Origin of the sequence: Rhodocista pekingensis (genome assembly GCF_042665545.1) — a bacterium.
GTDB classification, from domain to species: Bacteria; Pseudomonadota; Alphaproteobacteria; order Azospirillales; family Azospirillaceae; genus Rhodocista; species Rhodocista pekingensis.
This window is the reverse complement of record NZ_JBHTCM010000009.1, coordinates 57,099-77,243: the sequence shown is the minus strand read 5'-3', so window position 1 is coordinate 77,243 and position 20,145 is coordinate 57,099. Positions and strand designations below refer to the sequence as shown.

Genomic DNA, 20,145 nt, shown 5'->3' with positions numbered 1-20,145 from the left:
TTTCAGAACGGCAATGGGTCGTCCAGCGCGGTGCCGGTCCGCTCCTGCACGCCCGCTTGGCGCTGCATACTCTCGACATAGCCGGTGACGGCGGCCTCGATCAGGCGGTCGATCTCGGCGGCGGTGCGATGGAAAAAGGGTTCCATCAGGCCAAGGTCGGTCAGCGCCTCGGCAAAGGGGCGGCGGGCGTCCTTCAGCGCCCGCACTTCCCGTGCGGTCTTGTCGATCATCCCGTTATTCTCCTTTGCCAGACGGGATCCTGCATCAAGGCAGCCCATGGAGCAGAAGCGATGGAATAGCAGCGGATTGTGCCTGTGCAGGTAGAGGAAGCCGCGTCCCTCCCGGTGGCACAGTTCACAAGGGCCTATCCGAGCAAGAGCCGGGTCAGAGCCTGCCCCGGACCTGATCCGGGGTCCTGGCTGTCGTTTGGCTGGTCGCGGATCCGTTGGGCGGCCAGCACCACGAACCGGGCGACGGCGTTTGCCGCCATCGCTTCCAGCTCTGCCAGCGTCAGCACCGAAATGGGCTGATGCAACCGACCACGTCCTTCCAGCCATTGTCCGATCGCCCTCGCCGCTTCGCGCGTTGCCAGCGCCTGCCATTCATCGTCGGTCATGCCGGTGGTGCCGGCCCGGTCAGCCGTTCAGCCATGCCGGCCCAGCCGGAGCGGCGGGCGGCGATGGGGGCGGCGTGGTCTGGCCCGCCCAGGCGGGGGCCGCATTCCAGGCGGTGCCGTTGTTGGCGGTGGCCGGTGGGTTGGCAGCCCAGGCGGGGCCACCTTGCGCCACGGGTTCCGTCGCCTTGCGCGGCTTGGCGTTCACCGGTTCCGGCGGCACCGTCTCCCCGCGCAGCACCATTGCGTGCTGCGGCTCATCGGGCGTCACCACATGGGCCAGCTTGTTGGCATCCTTGTATTGCGGGTTGCTCGCCGGCTCGACCATGATGCGGGCGACAAAGGTGATGCCGTCCAGATCCTTCAATCCGCGCAGGGTGCGTTTGGCCTTGGCGGCATCGCCCATATCCTTGGGGTCCAACCCCAGGGCACTGTCCACCATGGCGCGGAAGGCGGCCTTGGCGATGTTCCAGCCCTTGGACACGCCCTTGTCATCCAGTTTGCCGCCAGCCACGGTGAAGTTCTGCCAGAATTTCCGCCGGGCAAACGGCCCCTCGACGACGGTGAATTCGCAATCCAGCATCTTGGCGTCGGAAGATTTCGAGGCGGTCAGCAACCCGGCATCCAGCGGGCTGGAGCCGTTCACGCCACCCGGGCGGATGGTCATGCGCACGCGGGCGAAGGAGCCGTCCGGGATCAGGTCGCCAGCCGGGGCCATTTGCGGCTGGGCATCGTTCAGATCATACATGGTGCTCTCCTTCAGGCGGTCGCGGCGGCAGTGCCGGGCGCGTTGATCTTGGTGAAAAGGGCGGTGAGGTCAGGCGGCTCGGTCGGGTCGAGGCGGCCGCTGCGGTCCTTGGCCGGCAGGCCCCAGGGATTGCCCGCTCGACAGACCAGCCGCCGGTGTTCGCCCTTCTCGTTGAAGGCAAATCCGCCGTCGCTGGTGCTGTCGAAGAAATGCATCGTCATGACCTGGTCGACGATGCCCGGCAGTTCGCGGCCGATCTTGGCGCCCTCCATCTGGGGCTGCCAGGTGACGGCGTTGAACTCATCGGTGATCCGTTCCAGCACGCCGACGAAGATCACCGTCTTGCCGGGCGCGTGCTGGAGCAGCTTCAAAGCGTGGATCACCTCACGCCCGAGCAGGCCATACGCCCCCCGCACATCGGGCTTGCCGGTGCGCTCGGAAAAGGCTTCGGGCTGCTGGCGGGCAAAGGTCATCACCTGCCGGGACAGGTCGGTGATGCTGTCGACGAAGAGGATGGGCTTGGAGGCCAGGAACGCTTCCAGCCCGCTATCGGCATGGCTGGCCCGGACATGCTGGTAATGCGCCTCGCCATAGGTGGCGGTCGGGTGGACGGCCGGATCGGGGCCGCTGATCAGAACGACGAGGTCGCGGAAATCCAGGTAGCTGCGGATCGGGATGCTGGCGCCCCGCCAGTCCTGGACGGATTTCAGCCCCGCCTCCAGGTCGAGGCACAAGGTACGGTCCGGCGGCAGGGTCTTCAGCAGCGAGGTCTTGCCGACCCCGGGTGGCCCGAAAACGGCGAAGCTGGTCTTGTTGCTGGCGGCCGACAGGCGCTCGTCGGCGGTGATGATGCGGATGGCCATGATCTATGGCTCCTTGAAAAGGCAGGTCGAAGGGGTGCGGCGGGGTGTTGACCAGGCGCCGAAGGGAAGCCCGCCCGTCCTTGCGGAGAGGGCCACCCCGCCGCGTCCGGGCAGGGTCAGTGCGGCGTCGGGCGCTCGATGCGGAAGCTCGGCTTGCCGAGCCGGACGGTGCGCGCCGGCTCGAACAGCCGGCGGATTTCCGGGGGCCAGGCGCCGTACTTCGTCTCGCTGACCTTGATCTCGGTGGTCACGTAGTCGTCGGGGTTGGAGCCCCAGGACCGGAGGGTGCCGACCGCCGCGCGGAGCTTCTCCTGGTCGTACTCGGGCCTCTTCGGCACGTCGCAGATGGCGACGAAGCCGTCGGCCTCCTCGATCCGGACGATGCCGGTGAGCTTGCCCTGATCGCGGCGCAGGGCCTGCGCGCGCTCGCCGTAGCGCAGGGCCAGCGCGCCGTTCAGCCAGTCGTCCAGCCGCTTCAGCCGGGCTTTCATCTCGGCCAGATCGTCGAGCAGCAGGGCCAGCTGGTCGACCGGTAGGCCAGCGATCTCGCCGACCGGCATCACCGTCAGGGCGTCCAGGGTGACCCGGTTGGTCGGCGTCGGGGTGGCGGTCATGGAAACCTCCTGCCGACCTTTCGGCCGGACATCTTGATGACGAGATAGGCCATCTGCCCGTCGGCCCGGCGGCGCTGTGCCGCCGTCAGCGTGTCGTCGGTGACCAGCGTCAGAACGCGGTCAGCCAGCCGGCACAGCGCCTCCCGCTGCGGGTCGGTGAGGCCGGTGGTGCCGCGCACACGGTCGGCGGCGAGGTGGCCGATGTGGTAGACGAATCGGTCACCCGGCTGCGCGGTCCGGAGCCAGTCCAGGAGTGCAGTTTCGTCGGCGACCAGGGTGCGGGTGGGATCGGGGGTCTGCATCCCCAGTGAAGTACAGAATGCGGTTCCCTGGACAAATTCGCGTGTTTTCGCCCGGTTTCGCCCGCGAACCGGGGAGAAAACAAAGTGACCGCTGCGGGATTCTGCGCAGGTGCCTGCTGTCAACGCCTGGATCATACGACCGCCTCCCGCTGCTTTTCTGCTTCGTAGGCTTCGATATCTGCCAAGCGATAGACGACGCGGCCGCCGATCTTCAGGTATTTCGGCCCCTGTCCCAGCCAGCGCCACCGCTCCAGGGTGCGCGGGCTGATCCGCCAGCGCCGGGCCAGATCGGTTTGGGTTAAATGGCTGATGTGCATGGACAACTCCGCTGCTGCATCTCGTCTTTTCATCCAGTCACGTTGGAGTGCTTGGATATGCGAGTATTTTCAGCGGATTACGGTTCTGCCGATATGGTCAGACCTGAATTTTCTTGTGACGTCCGGACACGAAAAAGCCCCCCATTTCCGAGGGGCTGGTACGGAGTGTGTGACGTGCGGGTTTCAGCTTGTGACGTAGCGATTTCAGGCCTTTGACAACAGCGCGGATTCGCTTCGGATGTCGGCCATCGAAACTTCCCGCAGCGCCGGGTTCAAGCGATAACCCGAACGCTCTTTGGTCTGGATGAAAGTATCCTGGTCGAGAGGGATTCCGAGACTGACGACAAGAGGCTCAAGCGCCTCCCGGAGCCGGCGTAATTGCTGCCGCATGGACTGATCGTTCAGCCCAAGCCGATCCGCCAGATCGACTGAAGCCATAAACGGGATCTCCTCATCGACAGCTTTTGCCCTCCGGAAATTCTCGATCAATGCCTCGACCATCCGAAAATTTGCCCCATCAAGACTGTGCTCCCCGCGAAACAGCACCCGCTTCCCCCGTCCATCGACGGCGAATTCAAGGATGGGGGCGCTGAGCCTGTCGATGAAGGCCTTGGTTCGGGTATCGTAATCTGGGGCCGGAGCGACTTCGACATGTCCCCGGCTGAAGCAGACGGCCAAGAGAGAACCGGATGGCAGCTCATTGCGGAATAGGGATCGGGAATGCTTGGTCACTGCATTGGCAATGACGTCCTCCACAGCTTTTGCGTGCCGTTGGAACAGACTGTAGAGCCTTGTGCCGGCTTCTTCGGCTGACAAGCCGGGAAACCGGTCCAATGCTGGTACGATTTCAGGATGATCGATCAGAAAGCGTTCTTTCGAGGTGCTTCCCAGCCGCTGGAAAAAGGATACATAACTGAGGGCCATGCGCAGATCGTCATCGGAGCTCCGGTCCGCCAGGAGCAGGTCCCGCATATAGCTGTCCGCGGGCTCGTGATCACCCATTCCGGCAGCCAACACCGCAAAACGGCGGTCGATGCATTGCGAGCAGACACCGCAATGCTTTTGCGTTCCAGTCCATTTTCGTGGTCGTGTGCAACTGACCGTCATCGCCAGCCTGTCTGAGAAGCCCGCGTCCCTGATTCTGAGGACGACCTCCTTTTTGGTCAGCCATTGCAGTGGCGTGCGGATTTGGATGTCGCGCTCCAGCAGGGCCGAGAACAGCCCCTCCAACCCCCGCAGGACCTTTGGATGCGTGGTGCGGGTCGCACGCCCGCCGATCACGTCACCTGCCAAGGGCAGGTTGATGCTGACCACACCATTCTCGTAGAAGCTGAAACTGTCCTTTCCGGACATGCGCGCGACAACCAACCCGAGACAGGCGAAAAGAAATGAACGGGTTCGCTGGGTGTATTCACGCGCGCGCTCACTTTCATTGCTGACCCATACAGGAATGTACGAGATCTTTCGCTCAAAGCCGCGCTGCTTTAGGCCGCTGATAAGAAGTTCCTGAACATTACGAACCTTCGTTGATGAAGAATGACCGACGAGGGTGACTGACTTATCGTTGATAGCGACATCGTCCACCGCGCCCGCGAACGAATCAATGCCGCCTGAGAACAGAGCAACCTCGTCATTCTCCATTGAGCCGTCGATCAGATTTGCAAAGTAAAGTGACTGCGGCTGCGCCGGTGCCTGCGCTTGCCGGAATTCAAACTCGTAGCTGTCGTCGGAAAGGAAACCAAGTGTCTGGATCAGAAGGTCGTTGATCTCTGGATCCTGCCATACGTCCAACTGCCGGACTGGGATAGAAAAATGCAGACTACGTCGCCAGTCTTCTCCGAAATTCGGCAGCTTTTCCGATCCGCGCCCGATCCGCTGATCAGCGCAGTAGACATAGGCCGCCAATTCCAGAAGATCAATCAGCAGGTCCGGAACATTTCCCAGCATCGTTCGGGTGATGTAGTCGATGCGAAGCTTGACGTTCCGGCCAGGGCCTTGCACATCCATCATGATGGAATCAGGGGTGGAAGACTGCGCAACGCCACATTCGATCCGGTGGTGTCTCACGATAAATCCTTCCTCTGGCCCTTTCTCTGCTCCAGTTCACGCCCAATTTTCTCCACGGCAAAGGCAGAAAAACTACCCATGTCTTGTCTGGTTACTGTCCGACCATCCCGGTAGTGGTTCTTCCCCATCCAGTCGCGTGCAAAATTACGCATGATCAGTGCGGCTTCGTTACAGTGCCGTTTGATGGCATCATCAAATGTCCGGAGATCTGAAACAGATCGACTAAGCCTATCGACGCCGACCATTTTGTGAAGATTTCGATCCACGTAGTAGCGAATAACCCGCCCCACGAAGTTCGCATAAAAGCTGTGCGCCATCACAGCAAACGACTCCGTGCCCTTCAATGTCGAAAGGGTTGTCCTGAGATCATCTGCGGTCGGCTGCCATAGACTGGGCAGCCGGCTTTGAATGGCCTCACCCAAAGCGGATGCACCAGCACGACGCGCGATTTCGCCGAGATCCGTCACATGCGCGTGCTGTCGCCGTTGAAACCGTTCAAGTGCGCTGTCGTAGACGACCAGCATTTCCGACAATGTCGTCGGTAACGTGTCGGGCAACCCAATTTCCTGGCAGGCACCGGCCACATCAGGAGAACCAACCGCCTGAGGAAGTCGCGCCAACAACCATAGTGCTTCGACAAATAAGGGATCTTGCTGGCCGCGTTTTAGAGCATCCTGGCCAATTCTAGTCACCTGATCGACCAGATCGTCTGTTGGCGTTCCTCCAGCAACGAGATAACGGACAATCTCCGGCAGGGAACGAAGGGCAGGCAGCTTTCCAAGACGCTGGTGGCCCATAATCTTGCCCCTACCAACAGTCGTTGGCCTGGTTATGGGCGGCAACCATGCCCGCAATCGGGGAACAGAACCGATAGACAGATGCCATTGCGCGAAAGCCTATGCATTGATGTCGCATTTCGGAGATGTTGGTAGAAGTATCTCAAAAAAAAGTCTCAAGCGCCAATATTTTTGCAACCTACCCAAAGATGCGTTCGTGAACGGGGGAGAGCCATTGGTTGATGGGGTGGCGAACTGATGCCGAAGGTCATGGTAGATGCGACCGGTATGGGAATGCAGGGTACGCATTCCCATACCGGCAATTCCTTCTTCTTCGCTCCACCGCGATAAGCATCTGACTTTACTTCTATTTTTTGTTCCAGACGCCTACGGTCCGCTCCATCGATATCCGTTGCGGACAATCTCATGGCTAAGACGCTCAGCGGCCCCAATGCTCTCACTCCAGACCGCATGACAGCAGAAGACCGGTTGGCCGAGGTCGGCCGGTTGCTTGCTGCCGGACTGGCTCGGCTGCTCAGCAGAGACATTCGCCTGGACTTCCCGGTCGAACAGCGCGGTCGTGTCCACGAACCCCGCTCCTGGAGTGACCAGCGATGATGAAGGCCCGGACGCGCAGACAAGGCGGGATACCGATCGGCACGGATGCGAGCACCACTGCGGAAAAGGACGCAACCGTCCTGGCCCGATTGGCCGCTTTAAAGGAAATGAGCGTCGTCGACCTGAAACTGGAATGGCGCCGCCTCTTCGGCGTCCCTGCCCCCAACAACAGCCGTCCGTTCCTGGAACTGCGGCTGGCGTGGCGGATCCAGGAACTCGTCTATGGCGGCCCTTCGCGGGAAACGTTGCGCCTGCTGGACGCCCTCATCGACGAGATGCATGGCAATCCCATCCGCAAGACCATGATCACCGATCCGCGCAAGCCGGTGGCCGGCACCCGGCTGGTGCGGGAATGGAATAGCGTGGAGCACACCGTCACCGTCCTGCGCGACGGGTTCGAGTTCGAAGGACGGACATACAAGTCACTGTCGGCCATTGCCCGTGCCATCACCGGCGTGCGCTGGAACGGCTGGCGGTTCTTTGGCCTGCGCGAAATCACAAGGGACAAGGCATGACGCGATCCCCCTCCCCCGCGCCCCAGCGCCGCCTGCGCTGCGCCATCTACACGCGCAAATCGACCGAAGAAGGGCTGGAGATGGAATTCAACAGCCTGGACGCCCAGCGCGCCGCCTGTGAAGCCTATATCGCCAGCCAGAAGGGCGAAGGCTGGGTGGCGCTGCGGGACCGCTACGATGATGGCGGCTATTCCGGCGGCACCCTGGAACGGCCGGCCCTGCAACAATTGCTGGCCGATATCGATGATGGGCTGGTGGATGTGGTCGTCGTCTACAAGATCGACCGCCTTTCCCGCGCCCTGATGGATTTTTCCCGGCTGGTCGAGGTGTTCGACCGCAACGGCGTCACCTTCGTTTCCGTGACCCAGAGTTTCAACACCACCACTTCCATGGGTCGGCTGACGCTGAACATCCTGCTCAGCTTTGCCCAGTTCGAGCGCGAGGTAATCGGGGAGCGGATCAGGGACAAGTTCGCCGCTTCTCGAGCCCGCGGCATGTGGATGGGCGGCTATGTGCCGATGGGATACGACCTCAAAGACCGCAAGCTGGTGGTGAATAAGGCCGAGGCAGACACGGTCCGCATGATCTTTACCCGATTCGTCGAACTGGGATCCGCGACGGTGCTGGTGGGCCAATTGGCCGCCGACGGGGTCCGCAGCAAACGCGGCAAGCTTATCGACAAGGGCTTCCTCTACAAGATGCTGCGCAACCGCCTTTATCTCGGCGAGGCGGTGCACAAGGGAACGCCCTACCCCGGCGAACATGCGGCCATCATCAGCCAGGATCTCTGGGACCGGGTACATCACATCCTGCAGGTAAGCCCGCGATCCCGCGCCGCGGCCACACGAGCCCAGACGCCCGCCCTGCTGAAGGGGCTGATCTTCGGGCCGGCCGGGACCGCGATGACGCCCACAGCTACAAAAAAGGGCAGCCGGCTCTACCGCTACTATACCTCCATGGATGTCATCCGCAGCCGGCCGAGGGACAGCACGGCGCCCCAGCGGCTGCCGGCAGAGATGGTGGAGACGGCCGTGGTCCGGGAGGTGCGCCGGCTGGTGCGCTCGCCGGAAATTGTCGCACAGACTGTGGCCGCAGCCCGTCAGGAACAACAGCCCCTGACTGAAGGCGATGTGACGACCGCCCTCAACCGGTTTGACAATGTCTGGTCGGCCCTGTTCCCGGCCGAGCAGGCCCGCCTTGTCCGGCTGCTGGTCGATCGGGTCACCGTGAGTGCCGAGGGCATTGCCATCGACCTGCGCACGGCCGGACTGGGGGCCGTAGTGCGTGACATGCTTACGCCACCCGCCCCGGAGGCCGCGCCATGACCAGCGCACCCGATACCATGCGTGTGTTTGTGCCCCTCACCATCAAACGTCAGAATGGGCGGCCACGGATCCTGCCGCCGTCAGACCTCGACAGGGCCGATCGTGATCCCACGGCTGCCGACCGGCGCCTGCTGCGCGCCCTCGCCCGCGCCTGGGACTGGCGTCGCCAGCTGGAACGCGGCCAAGCCGCAACCCTGACCGACATCGCCGAGGCCGAAGGCGTGACCGTGGCCTTTATCAGCCGGTTCCTGCGGCTAGCCTATCTGTCACCCCTGGTGCTGGAGCACCTGCTGGTCCGCCGCCGCCCTTGCGCCCTGTCCCTGGAGCAACTCACCCTGGTGGCTCTGGCGCCCTGGTCCGAACAGACGGCCAGGATTTTCGAGGAGTGATCTGGATATAAGGCGTTCGTATTTGGGGAATTCCGACACCAAGCCTCCTCGCGTTCAGCGGAAGTTGCGGCCGTCGGGGAAGATGCGGGCTAGGGTTTCCACGGCGTGGCGGCGGGCGATGGCCTCGCTGCGGGCGTCAGGCTGGGGGCGGTTGACCTCGTCGGCGCGGGCCAGGCCGCCGTCCATCTGCCGCGGCTGGAAGCGCTCCGGCGTTTCCGAGAGCTGGCGCAGCAGGGCGGTGTGGTCCTCCAGATGCTCGACGCGCAGATGGATCACCGGCGTGGCCCCCGGCTGGGGGGCCACCACCTTCTCCAGCCGGCCCAGCGCCAGCAGCAGCCGGCTGCCCAGCACCGGACGGCGGTAGCGCTCGAAGATGTCGGGCATCAGCACCAGATTGGCGACGCCGGTCTCGTCCTCCACGGTGATGAAGACGACGCCGCTGGCGCTGCCGGGACGCTGGCGCACCAGCACCAGCCCGGCCACGGCGAAGCGGCGCTTGTCCGGCCAGTCGGACTGGCGGTCGGCCGGCAGCAGGGGCCAGCGCCGGGCCTTGGGCGCATGCAGCGCCGCCAGCCGGTCGCGCAGCAGACGCAGCGGATGGGTGTTCAGGGTCAGGGACAGGCTGGAATAATCCTCCACCACCTGCTCTCCCGCCGGCATGGGCGGCAGGTCCACCGCCGGACCGTCGCCCGGGTCCCCGCCGCCGGCGAACAGGAGGAGAGGCGTCGCACCCAGCGCCTCCACCGCCCAATGGGCCTGGCGCCGGTCCAGGCCGAGGGAGCGGAAGGCATCGGCCGCCGCCAGCCGCTCCAGCGTGGCCGTGGGCAGGCCGGTGCGGTGCCAGAGGTCGCGCGGGCCGGCATAGGGGCCGCCGGTCTCCCGCGCTGCCACCAGCCGTTCCATCTCCGCCGGCTTCAGCCCCTTGATCTGGCGCAGACCCAGGCGCAGGGCGTGGGTCGCCGTTCCCGCGGCCGGCGGCGCCAGCGGCTCCAGCGTACAGTCCCAGCCGCTGGCGTTGATGTCGGGCGGACGCACCTCCACCCCATGCTCGCGGGCGTCGCGCACGATCTGGGCCGGGGCGTAGAAGCCCATGGGCTGGCTGTTCAGCAGGGCACAGGCGAAGACGTCGGGATGGACGCATTTGATCCAGGCCGAGACATAGACCAGCAAGGCGAAGCTGGCGGCATGGCTTTCCGGGAAGCCGTAGGTGCCGAACCCCTCGATCTGGTGGAAGCAGCGTTCGGCGAAGGCGGGCTCGTAGCCGCGAGCCAGCATGCCGCCGATGAATTTCTCGCGGAAGCGGGCGACATCGCCGTTCTTCTTGAAGGTGGCCATGGCCCGGCGCAGCTGGTCGGCCTCTTCCGGCGAAAAGCCGGCGGCGACGATGGCAATCTTCATGGCCTGTTCCTGGAACAGCGGCACGCCCAGGGTCTTGGACAGCACGGCTGCCAGTTCCGGCGAGGGATAGTTCACGGGCTCCAGCCCCTGGCGCCGGCGCAGATAGGGATGCACCATGTCGCCCTGGATCGGGCCGGGGCGGACGATGGCCACCTCCACCACCAGATCATAGAAGCTGCGCGGGCGCAGACGCGGCAGCATGGTCATCTGCGCCCGGCTTTCCACCTGGAATACGCCCAGGCTGTCGGCCCGGCACAGCATGTCATAGACGGCGGGCTCCTCTGCCGGCACGGTGGCCAGGCTGTAGCGGCGGCCGTAATGGGCGGCGATGAGGGCGAAGGCCCGGCGCACGCAGCTCAGCATGCCCAGCGCCAGCACATCGACCTTGAGGATGTGCAATTCCTCGATGTCGTCCTTGTCCCATTCGATGGTGGAGCGTTCGGCCATGCTGGCGTTCATCACCGGGCAGAGATCGGGCAGCGGCCCGCGGGTGATGACGAAACCGCCGACATGCTGGCTGAGATGGCGGGGAAAGCCGATCAGCTCCCGCGCCAGCTCCAGCGTGCGCAGCACCAGCGGCGCGTCGGGGTCGATGCCGGCCTGACGGATGCGCTCCGCCTCCACCCCCTCCCGGCCCCAGCCCCAGACGGTGCCGCTCAGCCGGGCCACCATGTCCAGCGACAGGCCCATGGCCTTGCCCACCTCGCGCAGGGCACCGCGGGCGCGGTAGCAGATCACGGTGGCGGCCAGACCGGCGCGGTCGCGGCCGTACTTCCCGTAGATGTACTGGATCACCTCCTCCCGCCGCTCATGCTCGAAATCCACGTCGATGTCCGGCGGTTCGTCGCGGGCGGCGGAGATGAAGCGCTCGAACAGCAGGTTGCCCTGCACCGGATCGACCGAGGTGATGCCCAGGCAGAAGCAGACGGCGGAGTTGGCGGCGGAGCCGCGGCCCTGGCAGAGGATCTCCCGCGACCTTGCATAGGTGACGATGTCATGCACGGTCAGGAAATAGGGCGCATAGCGCAGCTGTCCGATCAGGGCCAGCTCATGCGCCAGCTGCGCCCGCACCGGGTCCGGAATCCCGCCGGGATAGCGCCAGGCCGCGCCCTCCCAGGTCAGGCGCACCAGCTCGGCCTGCGGATCGCCGCCGGGGGCGACCTCGTCGGGATACTGGAATTGCAGCTCGGCCAGGGAGAAGCGGCAGGCATCGGCCACCGCCACGGTGCGGGCCACGGCCTCCGGCCAGGCGCGGAACAGGCGCGCCATCTCCCGCGGCGGCTTCAGGTGGCGCTCGGCATTGGCCAGCAGGCGCCAGCCCGCGGTCTGGATGCTGGTGCCGGTGCGGATGCAGGTCAGCACATCCTGCAGCGGCCGCCGCGCGGGATGATGGTACAGCACATCGTTGCCGGCCAGGGTCGGCACGCCGTGGCGGGCGGCCAGCCCGCTCAGCCAGGCCAGGCGGCGGGCGTCGTTGCCCTGGTAGCGGTGGACCAGCATCAGATGCAGCCGCGTCCCGAAGCGCTGGCGATAGTCGCGCAGATCGGCCTCGAACCCGGCATCCGCCCCCGCATCCGGTGGCGGGTCGGGGGGGATGAGGGCCAGGATCTGCCCCTCGGCGAAGTCCTGCACATCGGCGCGGGACAGGAAACAGTCGCCCTTGGGCGCCCGCATCTTGCCGCGGGTCAGCAGGTGGGATAACCGGGCATAGGCGGCCTTGTCGGTGGGCCAGCACAGCAGGCTGGGGCCGTCGGTCAGGTCCAGCCGGCAGCCGATGACCAGCCGCAGCCCCAGCGCCCGCGCCGCGATATGGGCCCGCACCACCCCGGCCAGGCTGTTGCGGTCGGTGATGCCGATGGCCTGATAGCCCAGGGCGGCGGCCGTCCGCACCAGTTCCTCGGCGTGGCTGGCACCTTCCAGGAAGCTGAAATTGCTGGTCACCTGCAGCTCGGCATAGGGGATGCTCATGCCGTCACCCCAGGAAGCCGTGCAGGAACCAGCGCGCCGGCTCGTCCGGCCGGAACAGTCCCAGCCGGTAGAGCCAGAAACGCTGCCCGTCCCCGGTCTCCACCCGGTAATAGTCGCGTAACGGCTCCTCCGGCTGGTCGGGGGCCTGCCACCATTCGGCAGCGATGCGCTCCGGCCCCTCGGCATGGCGGACGCGGTAGAGCCGGTCGCGCCAGCGGAACTGCAGCGGCGGATCGTCGGGCACGGGGGCGACCACCTCCACCGGCTCCGGCCGGGGCAGCAGCCGCACCGGGCGCGGCCGGTCGGCGGGCCACAGGGGCGGTTCCGGGCCGCTGGCGGGCGCATCGGCCGGGCACAGCGCCACTGCCCGCTCGGGCCACCAGCTTTCCCGCGGGCGGGGGCGCAGGATGCGGGCCAGACCCAGCCGGGCCCCCAGCTGGTCCACCAGCTCCGGCACCGGCGGCCCCTGATAGCAGCGAGGGGACCTCGGTTCCCGTGCCTTGGCCGGGGCGGGCCGCGGCGGGGTACCGCCCTGGATGACGGAGAAGGCGGGGCGGTGGCGGAGGGTATTGTCCGCCTCCGCATCGGCCGGTTGCTCCGCGTCCCGTCCTCCCGCGACCAGATCCAGATCCGACCGGCCGGCGGGGGGTGGGATGCGGGCCTGCGGCGGCGGCACGGCCAGGACCGTCTGCTCCTGCGCGGAGGGTTCAGCCGCAGGCACGGCCAGGGCCATGACCTCGAAGCCGGGGCCGGGTTCCAGCCGGTCCAGGCTGGGCTGGAACAGGCGCAGCAGATGGGCGGGGTCGCGGTTGGGGCGGCTGGTGCCCACGGCCAGGGTCTGGGGCGGCGCCTCCGGCCCGGCATCGCTGCGCCAGGCCAGCAGCTCCAGCCGCCGCGCCCCCTGTCCCGCCGCCGCCAGCCCGCGGCAGACCTGTCCCAGCAGATGCACCAGGACCCGCCGCAGATCCTCCGGTGTGCTCACCGGCTCGGCGAAGGCCTGACGCGCCTGATGGGCGGGCTGCGGCCGGCCGGGGGACAGCGGCTCCTCCACCCGGCCCAGGGCCTGGTCCAGGCGCAGGCCGGGCAGCGGCCCGTAGCGGGGCACCAGGGCGGCCCGCGGCTTGTCCAGCAGAGCGGCAATGCTGCGCAGGCCCACCCGGCGCAGGGCGGTGATCATGGGGGGCGGCAGGCGCAGGGCCGGCAGCGGCAGCGGCGCCAGATGCTCCGCCTCCGTTCCCGGCGGCACGATCAGGGGCCAGGGCAACGGGCCGCCGAAACGGGCCATGGCCCAGGCGGCCCCGGTGGTGCCGGCGACGGCGGCGCGCGCCTCCAGCCCGGCCCGCCGCAGCCGCTCCACCAGATCCTCGATCAGCCCGGCCTCGCCGCCGAACAGATGGGCGCAGCCGGTGATGTCCAGCCAGAGGCCGCCGGCTCCCGACAGCACCTGGGGGCCGGTATCCACCGCCGTCCACGGGGTCCAGCGCCGGGCCCAGTCGGCCAGCCGCTCCAGCAGCGTCGCATCCGCGGCCGGGTCGGCATCCCGGGTCAGCACGCCCGGTTCCAGGGCGCGGGCATCGGCCAGCGGCTGGCCGGGGCTGATGCCAGCGGCCTGGGCCTGCCGGCAGGCGGCGGCCACTGTCAGCCGCCCCCGCTCCGCCGCCACCGCCACCAGCGGGCGCCCGGCCTCCGCCGCAGGCAGGCGGCGGCGCAGGCGGTCGGTGGCCAGACAGGGCAGCCAGAGCGACAGGATGCGGCGGGAGGACGGCATGGGGGGACTCGTTCCGGAACAGGCCCTGGACCAACAGGCCAGAGAACGGAACAAGAACATAACGCAAAGGGGGCAGAGTCAAGCCGGTCATGTCAAGCCGGTCGATGCCGGGGTGGTCCGGTCCGCAAGGGGAACCTCGGACAGGCGGGAGCTATGCCGGGGCGGCGTGGCCGAGGTCCCCGGCCCCTTGCCCGTCCGGGGTGGAGGCTGCGCCGTAAAGCCGGCCCCCATGGCCATGCCAGACCAGATCCCAGCACCCCGGGCGGCCGCCGCGGCAACGCTGCAGTTCGGCCCGCCAGGCCGCGGCGGCGAAGGCGGAGCCGGCCGCGGGCGCCAGCGCGGACCGGGCCCCGTCGCCCGGCAGGGCGGTCACATGCCAGCGCGTCACCGCGGCGCTGGCCTCCAGCCTCTGTGGCCCCAACTGCAGCAGCAGGCCCGGCACCCCGCCCGTCTCCGCCGCCAGCTGCAGGCGCCGGCTCATGGTCAGATCCAGCTTTCCCGCCTCGGCCAGCACGGCACCCACCTGCGGGCAGCGCAGCGCCTCCTCCATGGCCCAGAGGATGTCGGTTTCCCCCGCCCGGTCCGGCCGGGCCTGCACCAGCACCAGATCCTGCGGGCGCAGCCCGTACCCGGCCAGGCCGGGGGCATAGAGGTCACGGGCCCGGGTCAGCCACAGCACCGGCCCGCGTCCCGCCGCCAGCCGGGCCAGCAGGACGGCGGCAAAGGCGGTGGCGCTACCGGCATCCAGGGCCGCCCCCGCCACCTCATGCACCGCGCCCAGCGGCAGCCCGCCGCCGGGCAGGCCGGCATCCAGGTCCGGGATGCCCAGCGGCACCACGGCCCGCCCGTCGGCACCCCCCACCCCCTCGATCCGGCGCACCCGCTCCCGCAATTCGGCCAGCAGCCCGGCCCTGTCCGTGGCGGGTATTGTGACGGCGGGAGAGGAAGGCCTGGAGCCGATCATAGATATTCACCGACGCAGGATGTTCTTGTTATGTTCTGTATCGTTTGTCCTGGCTATGTCAAGCGCCTGCCATGGCACGGGCAGTCCATGGAGCACCTGCTGGTCCGCCGCCACCCTTGCGCCCTGTCCCTGGAGCAACTCACCCTGGTGGCTCTGGCGCCCTGGTCCGAACAGCCGGCCAGGGTTTTCGAGGAGTGATGCCGTCGGGCGTTCCGCCACGGCCATCCGAAAGCCACCTTCGAACAAATACGCAAAGACCAGGCCGGATTATCTGAAATTATCAGCAATCACATAATTTATATCGCATTCGATATTTCAACGCATACCAGCGCCAAATCAACAAAAACACCAGAACATAATGCCGCCTAAAGCCGCACTTATTCTGGATATTTCTTAACCTATACTGACTTGATGCAGTTAAGATGGATGGAGACAGAGACACCCGCTGGGGCCGTTCAGGCCCAGGGGAGCGGTTCTCCGCGGTGAAGCCACCCCGGCCAAAGGCTTTTGAAATCGCAATAAAAAAGGCCGCTTGCGCGGCCCATGGTCTGGTCGGTACCGGGGTAGTGGCGGAGGGGATGGGATTCGAACCCACGATACGAGTTTCCCCGTATGACGGTTTAGCAAACCGTTGCCTTCAGCCGCTCGGCCACCCCTCCTGCCGGCGCGCCGGAGAAGCCTCCGGGCGTGGCGAGACCCGGTTTCTAAGCGGCGCCGACGGCCTTGTCAACGCTGCTGGCGCGCCCCATCCTAGAGAAAGGTCCGGAACCGGTGTCCGGACCGGCCGGACGGGGTGGCCGGCTGCACAGGAGCGGGCCCGGAATCGCACGGTGCGGGTGGAGCACGGTGCGGGATGCAGCGGGTCCGCAGGAATGGGGCGGTTTCACAGGTCCCGAGGAGGTCCGCCATGCACCCACATCTTTCTTCTTCCTGCCGGTCCGCATCACACAGGTCAGAATCACACAGGTCACCGGCACACCGCTCCCCCTCACGCCGGTCCGCCGGCGACCGGGGTGCGGCTTTCCGCGCCACCGGATTCCGGGCCGTGGCCGTCCGGTTCGCCGCCGTGCTCCTGGTCGCGCTGGCGGTGGCGGCACCCGCCGTCGCCAAGGTGGCCAGCCAGAATGTCCGTGGCGCCCCGCCGGTGCCCGAGTTGCCGCTCCAGGGTCTGGAACAGCGCCCGCTGAGCGGCATGGACACCTTCTCCGTGCGCCCCGGCACGGACCTGTCGCGCTACGACCGGGTCCTGATCGACCCCGTCGAGCTGTCCGTCACCCGCCGGCACGATGATCTGGCCCTGACGGAGCGCGACGCCGAGCATGCCCGCAGCTATTTCCGGGAGAAGCTGGAGCAGGAATTCGGCACCGGGGCGCTTGCCGCGCAGCCGGGGCCGGGCGTGTTGCGCCTGCGCGTCCTGATCACGGAATTCGTGCCGAACAGCCCCGTCTTCCCGGAGCGGCAGGACGGGCGCGGCGGCATCATCCACCGCACCTACGGCGTGGGTCAGGCGGCCTTCCAGGCGGTGCTGACGGATGCCGTGACCGGCGCGGTGCTTGCCGTCTTCGCCGACTCGGATACCGGCCAGCCGCTCGGCCAGAACCTCCATGCGACGACGCAGTACGGCGATGCCGACCGTTTCATCCGGCGCTGGGCGGCGCAGATCGCCTCTGCCGTGACGGGCGGCGGCAGCGGCCAGGGCTGATCCCGCCGGAAACGGATCCCCGGAACAACGGTTCCCCGCAACGAAGAACCCCGCCCGGCACAGGCCGGGCGGGGTTTCCAATGTGCGGCTCCGGATGTGTGCGGCTCCGGATGGACGGGGCGGCGTCTTCCGCCGCCCGCGCCCCGTCAGCCCTTGAGCTTGGTGGCCAGGATCTCGTTCACCAGCGCGGGGTTCGCCTTGCCCTGGGTGGCGCGCATCACCTGCCCGACGAAGAAGCCGAACAGCTTCTCCTTGCCCGAGCGGAACTCCGCCACCTTGTCGGCGTTCGCGGCCATCACCTCGTCGATGGCCTTGTCGATGGCCCCGGTGTCAGTGACCTGTCGCAGCCCCTTCTTCTCGACGATGACGGACGGCGTCTCCCCCGTCTCCAGCATCTCCGCGAAGACGTCCTTGGCGATGCGGCCGGAGATGGTGCCGTCGGTCACCAGATCGATCAGCCCGCCGAGATCGCCCGCCGAGATCGGCGATTCGGTGATGTCGCGGCCGGTCTTGTTGAGTGCACCCAGCAGGTCGCCGATCACATAGTTGGCGGCCAGCTTCGGATCGCGGCCCTTCGCCACCGTCTCGTAGAAATCGGCACGGGCGCGCTCGGCGACCAGGATGCCGGCATCATAAGCGGACAGGCCGTAATCCGCCATGAAGCGGGCCTTCTTATCGTCCGGCAGTTCCGGCAGGGTCTCCTTGATCCGGTCCACCCAGGACTGCTCGATCTCCAGCGGCAGCAGGTCGGGATCGGGGAAGTAGCGGTAGTCGTGCGCCTCCTCCTTGGAGCGCATGGAGCGGGTTTCACCCTTGTTCGGGTCCCACAGCCGCGTCTCCTGCACTACCGTGCCGCCGCCCTCGATCACCTCGACCTGGCGCTGCGCCTCGTACTCGATGGCCTGCTGCACATAGCGGATGGAGTTGACGTTCTTCGTCTCCGTCCGGGTGCCGTAGGGCTGGCCCACCTTGCGCACCGAGACATTGACGTCGCAGCGCATGGAGCCCTCCTCCATGTTGCCGTCGCAGGTGCCCAGATAGCGCAGGATCGTGCGCAGCTTGCGCAGATAGGCGGCCGCCTCCTCCGGGCTGCGCATGTCGGGCTTGGAGACGATCTCCATCAGCGCCACGCCGGCCCGGTTCAGATCGACATAGGTCTTGGACGGGTGCTGGTCGTGCAGCGACTTGCCCGCGTCGATCTCCAGATGCAGACGCTCGATGCCGACCTCGCGGGTCGCGCCGTCGGCCAGATCCAGCACGATGGTGCCGTTGCCGACGACCGGCTGCTGGTACTGGCTGATCTGGTAGCCGGCAGGCAGGTCCGCGTAGAAGTAGTTCTTGCGGTCGAAGACCGAGCGCAGGTTGATCTGAGCCTTCAGGCCGAGGCCCGTCTTCACCGCCTGCTCGATGCAGACCTCGTTGATGACCGGGAGCATGCCCGGAAAGGCCGCATCGACGAAGCTGACCTGGCTGTTGGGCGCGGCACCGAAGGCCGTCGCGGCCCCGCTGAACAGCTTCGCGTTGGAGATGACCTGGGCATGGACCTCCAGCCCGATCACGACCTCCCACTCGCCCGTCTCGCCCTGAATCAGGTAAGCCATCTTGCCGACACTCTTCGCTGCCGAAAACCACTCTGCCGGTTTTGGCCGGAATCGGCTGCGAGGGCAAGCGGAACCACGGCGTCATCGCGGCGTCCCCCTCTGCCGGAGCCATGCGGCGGCCGCTCCGGCGAGCGGTGGCGGCGGCCCTACTGCGGGTCGATGCGGACCAGCCGGCCGCCGGGGGCTCCCTCGTCCACCAGGGCGTAGAGCGCGCCGTCCGGCCCCTGCGCCACATGGCGGGTGCGTCCCAGCTCCTCCTCCAGCAGGCGCTCGGCGGCGACCACGCGGTCGCCTTCCACGTCCAGCCGGACGATGCCACCGCCCAGCAGGGCGATGATGAGATCGCCCTTCCAGGCCGGCAGCGCGTCGCCCGTGTAGAAGGTCATGCCCGCGAGCGCCAGCGACGGCACGAAGTAAAGCTCGGGCTGCGTCATCCCCGTCTTCTCCGTGCCCTCCCCGATCGGCAGGCCGAGACCGTAGGTCTTGCCATAGGTGATGACGGGCCAGCCGTAGTTCGCGCCGGCGCGGATGATGTTGATCTCGTCCCCGCCCTGGGGGCCGTGCTCCGATTCCCAGATCAGGCCGGTGCCCGGCTGCACCGCCAGCCCCTGCGGATTGCGGTTGCCCATGCTGTACAGCTCGGGCAGATGGCCGGGCCTGCCGACGAAGGGATTGTCCCCGGGAACGCTGCCGTCATCGTTCAGGCGCAGGATGCTGCCGGAGCTGTCGGCCGGGTCCTGCGCCCGCTTGTCCGTGCCGCGGTCGCCGATGCTGAAATAGAGCTTGCCGTCCGTGCCGAAGACGATCCGGCTGCCGAAATGGTGGCGCGTGCGGTCGCTGGTGCCGCGGTACAGCACCTGGAAGTCTTCGGCCGTGCCGTTGCCGTCGCGGAAGCGGGCGATGGCGGTCCGGTGGCCCCGCCCCGACGGGTCGGGCTCGGCATAGGAGAGGTAGACGAGGCGGTTGCGCGCATGGTCGGGGTGCAGCGCCACCTCCAGCAGGCCGCCCTGCCCCACCTCCTCGATGGGCGGCAGGCCGGCCACCGGCTCGGGCAGCAGGCGGCCTTCCTGCACGGTGCGCAGCCGGCCGGTGCGCTCGGTGACCAGCAGGCGGCCGTCGGGCAGGAAGGCGACGCTCCAGGGGTGGTCCAGCCCGTCCACGACGGGGGTGACCTTGACCGCCTGCCGCGCGGCGGGAGCGGGCCAGGTGTTGAACTCCCGCGGGGCCGCCACGGCGCCGGCGGACGCCGGGATGCCGACGGCCGGGCCGACCGCGGCCAGCCCCGCCACCGCCAGACAGGCCCGCACCAAGGCGGCACGCCCCAGGCCGGCCCGCATCAGTCCCGCCCGCATCAGTCCTGCTGCCCGACGCCGCATCCCGTCCTCCCTTGATCTTCTCTGTGCGGCAGAAATGGGGGTGAACGGTGCCACGGCAAGCTCGGCTCCGGTGTCCGCGGAAGGCGTTCCCGCCCCGCGTCTCCCGGCTGCAACATGATCGTACTCTTCTCTCGGCATAATATTTCCGCAATGGAACCGTATGCGGCCTGAAAAATCCCTGTGCTACCGCCCCTCGCGGATCACCACGGCTGCCCGGAAGG

General features: G+C 67.0%; 19 protein-coding genes and 1 tRNA gene. 5 read left to right on the top strand and 15 right to left on the bottom strand.

The features are described from left to right. Positions 1–2: 2 nt before the first annotated feature. The 9 genes from ACFQPS_RS07795 to ACFQPS_RS07755 form a co-directional block, all read right to left on the bottom strand. Positions 3–230, bottom strand: coding sequence for a DUF6511 domain-containing protein (locus tag ACFQPS_RS07795; RefSeq protein WP_247878842.1), 228 nt, complete (start codon positions 228–230; stop codon positions 3–5). A gap of 134 nt (positions 231–364) precedes the next feature. Continuing rightward, complete coding sequence (locus ACFQPS_RS07790) at positions 365–616, bottom strand: hypothetical protein (protein WP_377357899.1); 252 nt, start codon at positions 614–616, stop codon at positions 365–367. Positions 617–635: 19 nt separating this feature from the next. Continuing rightward, a complete protein-coding gene (locus tag ACFQPS_RS07785; RefSeq protein ID WP_377357898.1) occupies positions 636–1,361 on the bottom strand; it encodes a hypothetical protein in 726 nt (241 codons plus the stop codon). A gap of 11 nt (positions 1,362–1,372) precedes the next feature. Further along, positions 1,373–2,224: an ATP-binding protein gene (locus tag ACFQPS_RS07780; RefSeq protein WP_377357897.1), complete on the bottom strand. Its 852-nt coding sequence runs from the start codon at positions 2,222–2,224 to the stop codon at positions 1,373–1,375. A gap of 116 nt (positions 2,225–2,340) precedes the next feature. Continuing rightward, on the bottom strand, positions 2,341–2,838 hold the full coding sequence (locus ACFQPS_RS07775) for a hypothetical protein (protein WP_377357895.1): 498 nt from the start codon (positions 2,836–2,838) through the stop codon (positions 2,341–2,343). Next, on the bottom strand, positions 2,835–3,140 hold the full coding sequence (locus ACFQPS_RS07770) for a hypothetical protein (RefSeq protein ID WP_377357894.1): 306 nt from the start codon (positions 3,138–3,140) through the stop codon (positions 2,835–2,837). Before ACFQPS_RS07770 ends, ACFQPS_RS07775 begins: the two co-directional genes overlap by 4 nt. 131 nt (positions 3,141–3,271) lie before the next feature. After that, positions 3,272–3,457, bottom strand: a complete 186-nt coding sequence (locus tag ACFQPS_RS07765; RefSeq protein ID WP_377357892.1) for a helix-turn-helix transcriptional regulator — start codon at positions 3,455–3,457, stop codon at positions 3,272–3,274. 204 nt (positions 3,458–3,661) lie between these two features. Next, the gene (locus ACFQPS_RS07760; protein WP_377357890.1) at positions 3,662–5,524 is read right to left on the bottom strand and encodes a 7-cyano-7-deazaguanine synthase; all 1,863 of its coding nucleotides are present in this window, start codon (positions 5,522–5,524) and stop codon (positions 3,662–3,664) included. Then, positions 5,521–6,321 carry a hypothetical protein gene (locus tag ACFQPS_RS07755; protein WP_377357888.1) on the bottom strand — a complete coding sequence of 267 codons (801 nt, stop codon included), beginning with the start codon at positions 6,319–6,321 and terminating at the stop codon, positions 5,521–5,523. Before ACFQPS_RS07755 ends, ACFQPS_RS07760 begins: the two co-directional genes overlap by 4 nt. 593 nt (positions 6,322–6,914) lie before the next feature. On the opposite strand from ACFQPS_RS07755, the gene ACFQPS_RS07750 reads away from it, so the two are divergent. The 3 genes from ACFQPS_RS07750 to ACFQPS_RS07740 are packed head-to-tail and all read left to right on the top strand — an operon-like array spanning position 6,915 to position 9,147. Then, positions 6,915–7,433 (top strand): DUF2924 domain-containing protein, encoded by a 519-nt coding sequence (locus ACFQPS_RS07750; protein WP_240002408.1) that lies wholly within the window; start codon positions 6,915–6,917, stop codon positions 7,431–7,433. Continuing rightward, positions 7,430–8,758: a recombinase family protein gene (locus ACFQPS_RS07745; RefSeq protein WP_377357885.1), complete on the top strand. Its 1,329-nt coding sequence runs from the start codon at positions 7,430–7,432 to the stop codon at positions 8,756–8,758. The genes ACFQPS_RS07750 and ACFQPS_RS07745 overlap by 4 nt, the downstream gene beginning before the upstream one ends. Then, positions 8,755–9,147 (top strand): hypothetical protein, encoded by a 393-nt coding sequence (locus tag ACFQPS_RS07740; RefSeq protein ID WP_377357882.1) that lies wholly within the window; start codon positions 8,755–8,757, stop codon positions 9,145–9,147. The genes ACFQPS_RS07745 and ACFQPS_RS07740 overlap by 4 nt, the downstream gene beginning before the upstream one ends. Before the next feature lie 54 nt (positions 9,148–9,201). Here the strand turns inward: ACFQPS_RS07740 and ACFQPS_RS07735 are convergent, their stop codons facing one another. From ACFQPS_RS07735 to ACFQPS_RS07725, 3 genes are all read right to left on the bottom strand, one after another. Further along, positions 9,202–12,513, bottom strand: a complete 3,312-nt coding sequence (locus tag ACFQPS_RS07735) for an error-prone DNA polymerase (protein WP_377357880.1) — start codon at positions 12,511–12,513, stop codon at positions 9,202–9,204. A gap of 4 nt (positions 12,514–12,517) precedes the next feature. Beyond that, on the bottom strand, positions 12,518–14,281 hold the full coding sequence (locus ACFQPS_RS07730) for a DUF6504 family protein (RefSeq protein WP_377357877.1): 1,764 nt from the start codon (positions 14,279–14,281) through the stop codon (positions 12,518–12,520). Between the two features lie 151 nt (positions 14,282–14,432). Continuing rightward, positions 14,433–15,245, bottom strand: coding sequence for an ImuA family protein (locus ACFQPS_RS07725; protein WP_377357875.1), 813 nt, complete (start codon positions 15,243–15,245; stop codon positions 14,433–14,435). 30 nt (positions 15,246–15,275) lie between these two features. Here ACFQPS_RS07725 and ACFQPS_RS07720 point away from each other — a divergent pair, with 30 nt between their 5' ends. Then, entirely contained in the window at positions 15,276–15,443 is a 168-nt protein-coding gene (locus tag ACFQPS_RS07720) for a hypothetical protein (RefSeq protein ID WP_377357873.1), read from the top strand. A gap of 369 nt (positions 15,444–15,812) precedes the next feature. Here ACFQPS_RS07720 and ACFQPS_RS07715 read toward each other — a convergent pair. Further along, positions 15,813–15,904: transfer RNA gene (locus ACFQPS_RS07715), tRNA-Ser, on the bottom strand. A 386-nt stretch (positions 15,905–16,290) separates the two neighbouring features. Here ACFQPS_RS07715 and ACFQPS_RS07710 point away from each other — a divergent pair. Next, positions 16,291–16,947, top strand: a complete 657-nt coding sequence (locus ACFQPS_RS07710) for a DUF3313 family protein (protein WP_377357871.1) — start codon at positions 16,291–16,293, stop codon at positions 16,945–16,947. Between the two features lie 146 nt (positions 16,948–17,093). On the opposite strand, the gene gatB is transcribed toward ACFQPS_RS07710, so the two are convergent. Continuing rightward, positions 17,094–18,548 carry an Asp-tRNA(Asn)/Glu-tRNA(Gln) amidotransferase subunit GatB gene (gatB, locus tag ACFQPS_RS07705; protein ID WP_377357870.1) on the bottom strand — a complete coding sequence of 485 codons (1,455 nt, stop codon included), beginning with the start codon at positions 18,546–18,548 and terminating at the stop codon, positions 17,094–17,096. 146 nt (positions 18,549–18,694) lie between these two features. Next, complete coding sequence (locus ACFQPS_RS07700; RefSeq protein WP_377357868.1) at positions 18,695–19,900, bottom strand: PQQ-dependent sugar dehydrogenase; 1,206 nt, start codon at positions 19,898–19,900, stop codon at positions 18,695–18,697. Between the last annotated feature and the right edge of the window lie 245 nt (positions 19,901–20,145).

Excerpts from the sequence above, each read along its gene's own strand:
- ACFQPS_RS07795 (WP_247878842.1), bottom strand. The coding sequence starts at position 230 with ATGATCGACAAGACCGCACGGGAAGTGCGGGCGCTGAAGGACGCCCGC.
- ACFQPS_RS07790 (WP_377357899.1), bottom strand. The coding sequence starts at position 616 with ATGACCGACGATGAATGGCAGGCGCTGGCAACGCGCGAAGCGGCGAGG.
- ACFQPS_RS07785 (WP_377357898.1), bottom strand. The coding sequence starts at position 1,361 with ATGTATGATCTGAACGATGCCCAGCCGCAAATGGCCCCGGCTGGCGAC.
- ACFQPS_RS07780 (WP_377357897.1), bottom strand. The coding sequence starts at position 2,224 with ATGGCCATCCGCATCATCACCGCCGACGAGCGCCTGTCGGCCGCCAGC.
- ACFQPS_RS07775 (WP_377357895.1), bottom strand. The coding sequence starts at position 2,838 with ATGACCGCCACCCCGACGCCGACCAACCGGGTCACCCTGGACGCCCTG.
- ACFQPS_RS07770 (WP_377357894.1), bottom strand. The coding sequence starts at position 3,140 with ATGCAGACCCCCGATCCCACCCGCACCCTGGTCGCCGACGAAACTGCA.
- ACFQPS_RS07765 (WP_377357892.1), bottom strand. The coding sequence starts at position 3,457 with ATGCACATCAGCCATTTAACCCAAACCGATCTGGCCCGGCGCTGGCGG.
- ACFQPS_RS07755 (WP_377357888.1), bottom strand. The coding sequence starts at position 6,321 with ATGGGCCACCAGCGTCTTGGAAAGCTGCCTGCCCTTCGTTCCCTGCCG.
- ACFQPS_RS07750 (WP_240002408.1), top strand. The coding sequence starts at position 6,915 with ATGATGAAGGCCCGGACGCGCAGACAAGGCGGGATACCGATCGGCACG.
- ACFQPS_RS07745 (WP_377357885.1), top strand. The coding sequence starts at position 7,430 with ATGACGCGATCCCCCTCCCCCGCGCCCCAGCGCCGCCTGCGCTGCGCC.
- ACFQPS_RS07740 (WP_377357882.1), top strand. The coding sequence starts at position 8,755 with ATGACCAGCGCACCCGATACCATGCGTGTGTTTGTGCCCCTCACCATC.
- ACFQPS_RS07735 (WP_377357880.1), bottom strand. The coding sequence starts at position 12,513 with ATGAGCATCCCCTATGCCGAGCTGCAGGTGACCAGCAATTTCAGCTTC.
- ACFQPS_RS07730 (WP_377357877.1), bottom strand. The coding sequence starts at position 14,281 with ATGCCGTCCTCCCGCCGCATCCTGTCGCTCTGGCTGCCCTGTCTGGCC.
- ACFQPS_RS07725 (WP_377357875.1), bottom strand. The coding sequence starts at position 15,245 with ATGATCGGCTCCAGGCCTTCCTCTCCCGCCGTCACAATACCCGCCACG.
- ACFQPS_RS07720 (WP_377357873.1), top strand. The coding sequence starts at position 15,276 with ATGTTCTGTATCGTTTGTCCTGGCTATGTCAAGCGCCTGCCATGGCAC.
- gatB (WP_377357870.1), bottom strand. The coding sequence starts at position 18,548 with ATGGCTTACCTGATTCAGGGCGAGACGGGCGAGTGGGAGGTCGTGATC.
- ACFQPS_RS07700 (WP_377357868.1), bottom strand. The coding sequence starts at position 19,900 with ATGCGGGCGGGACTGATGCGGGCCGGCCTGGGGCGTGCCGCCTTGGTG.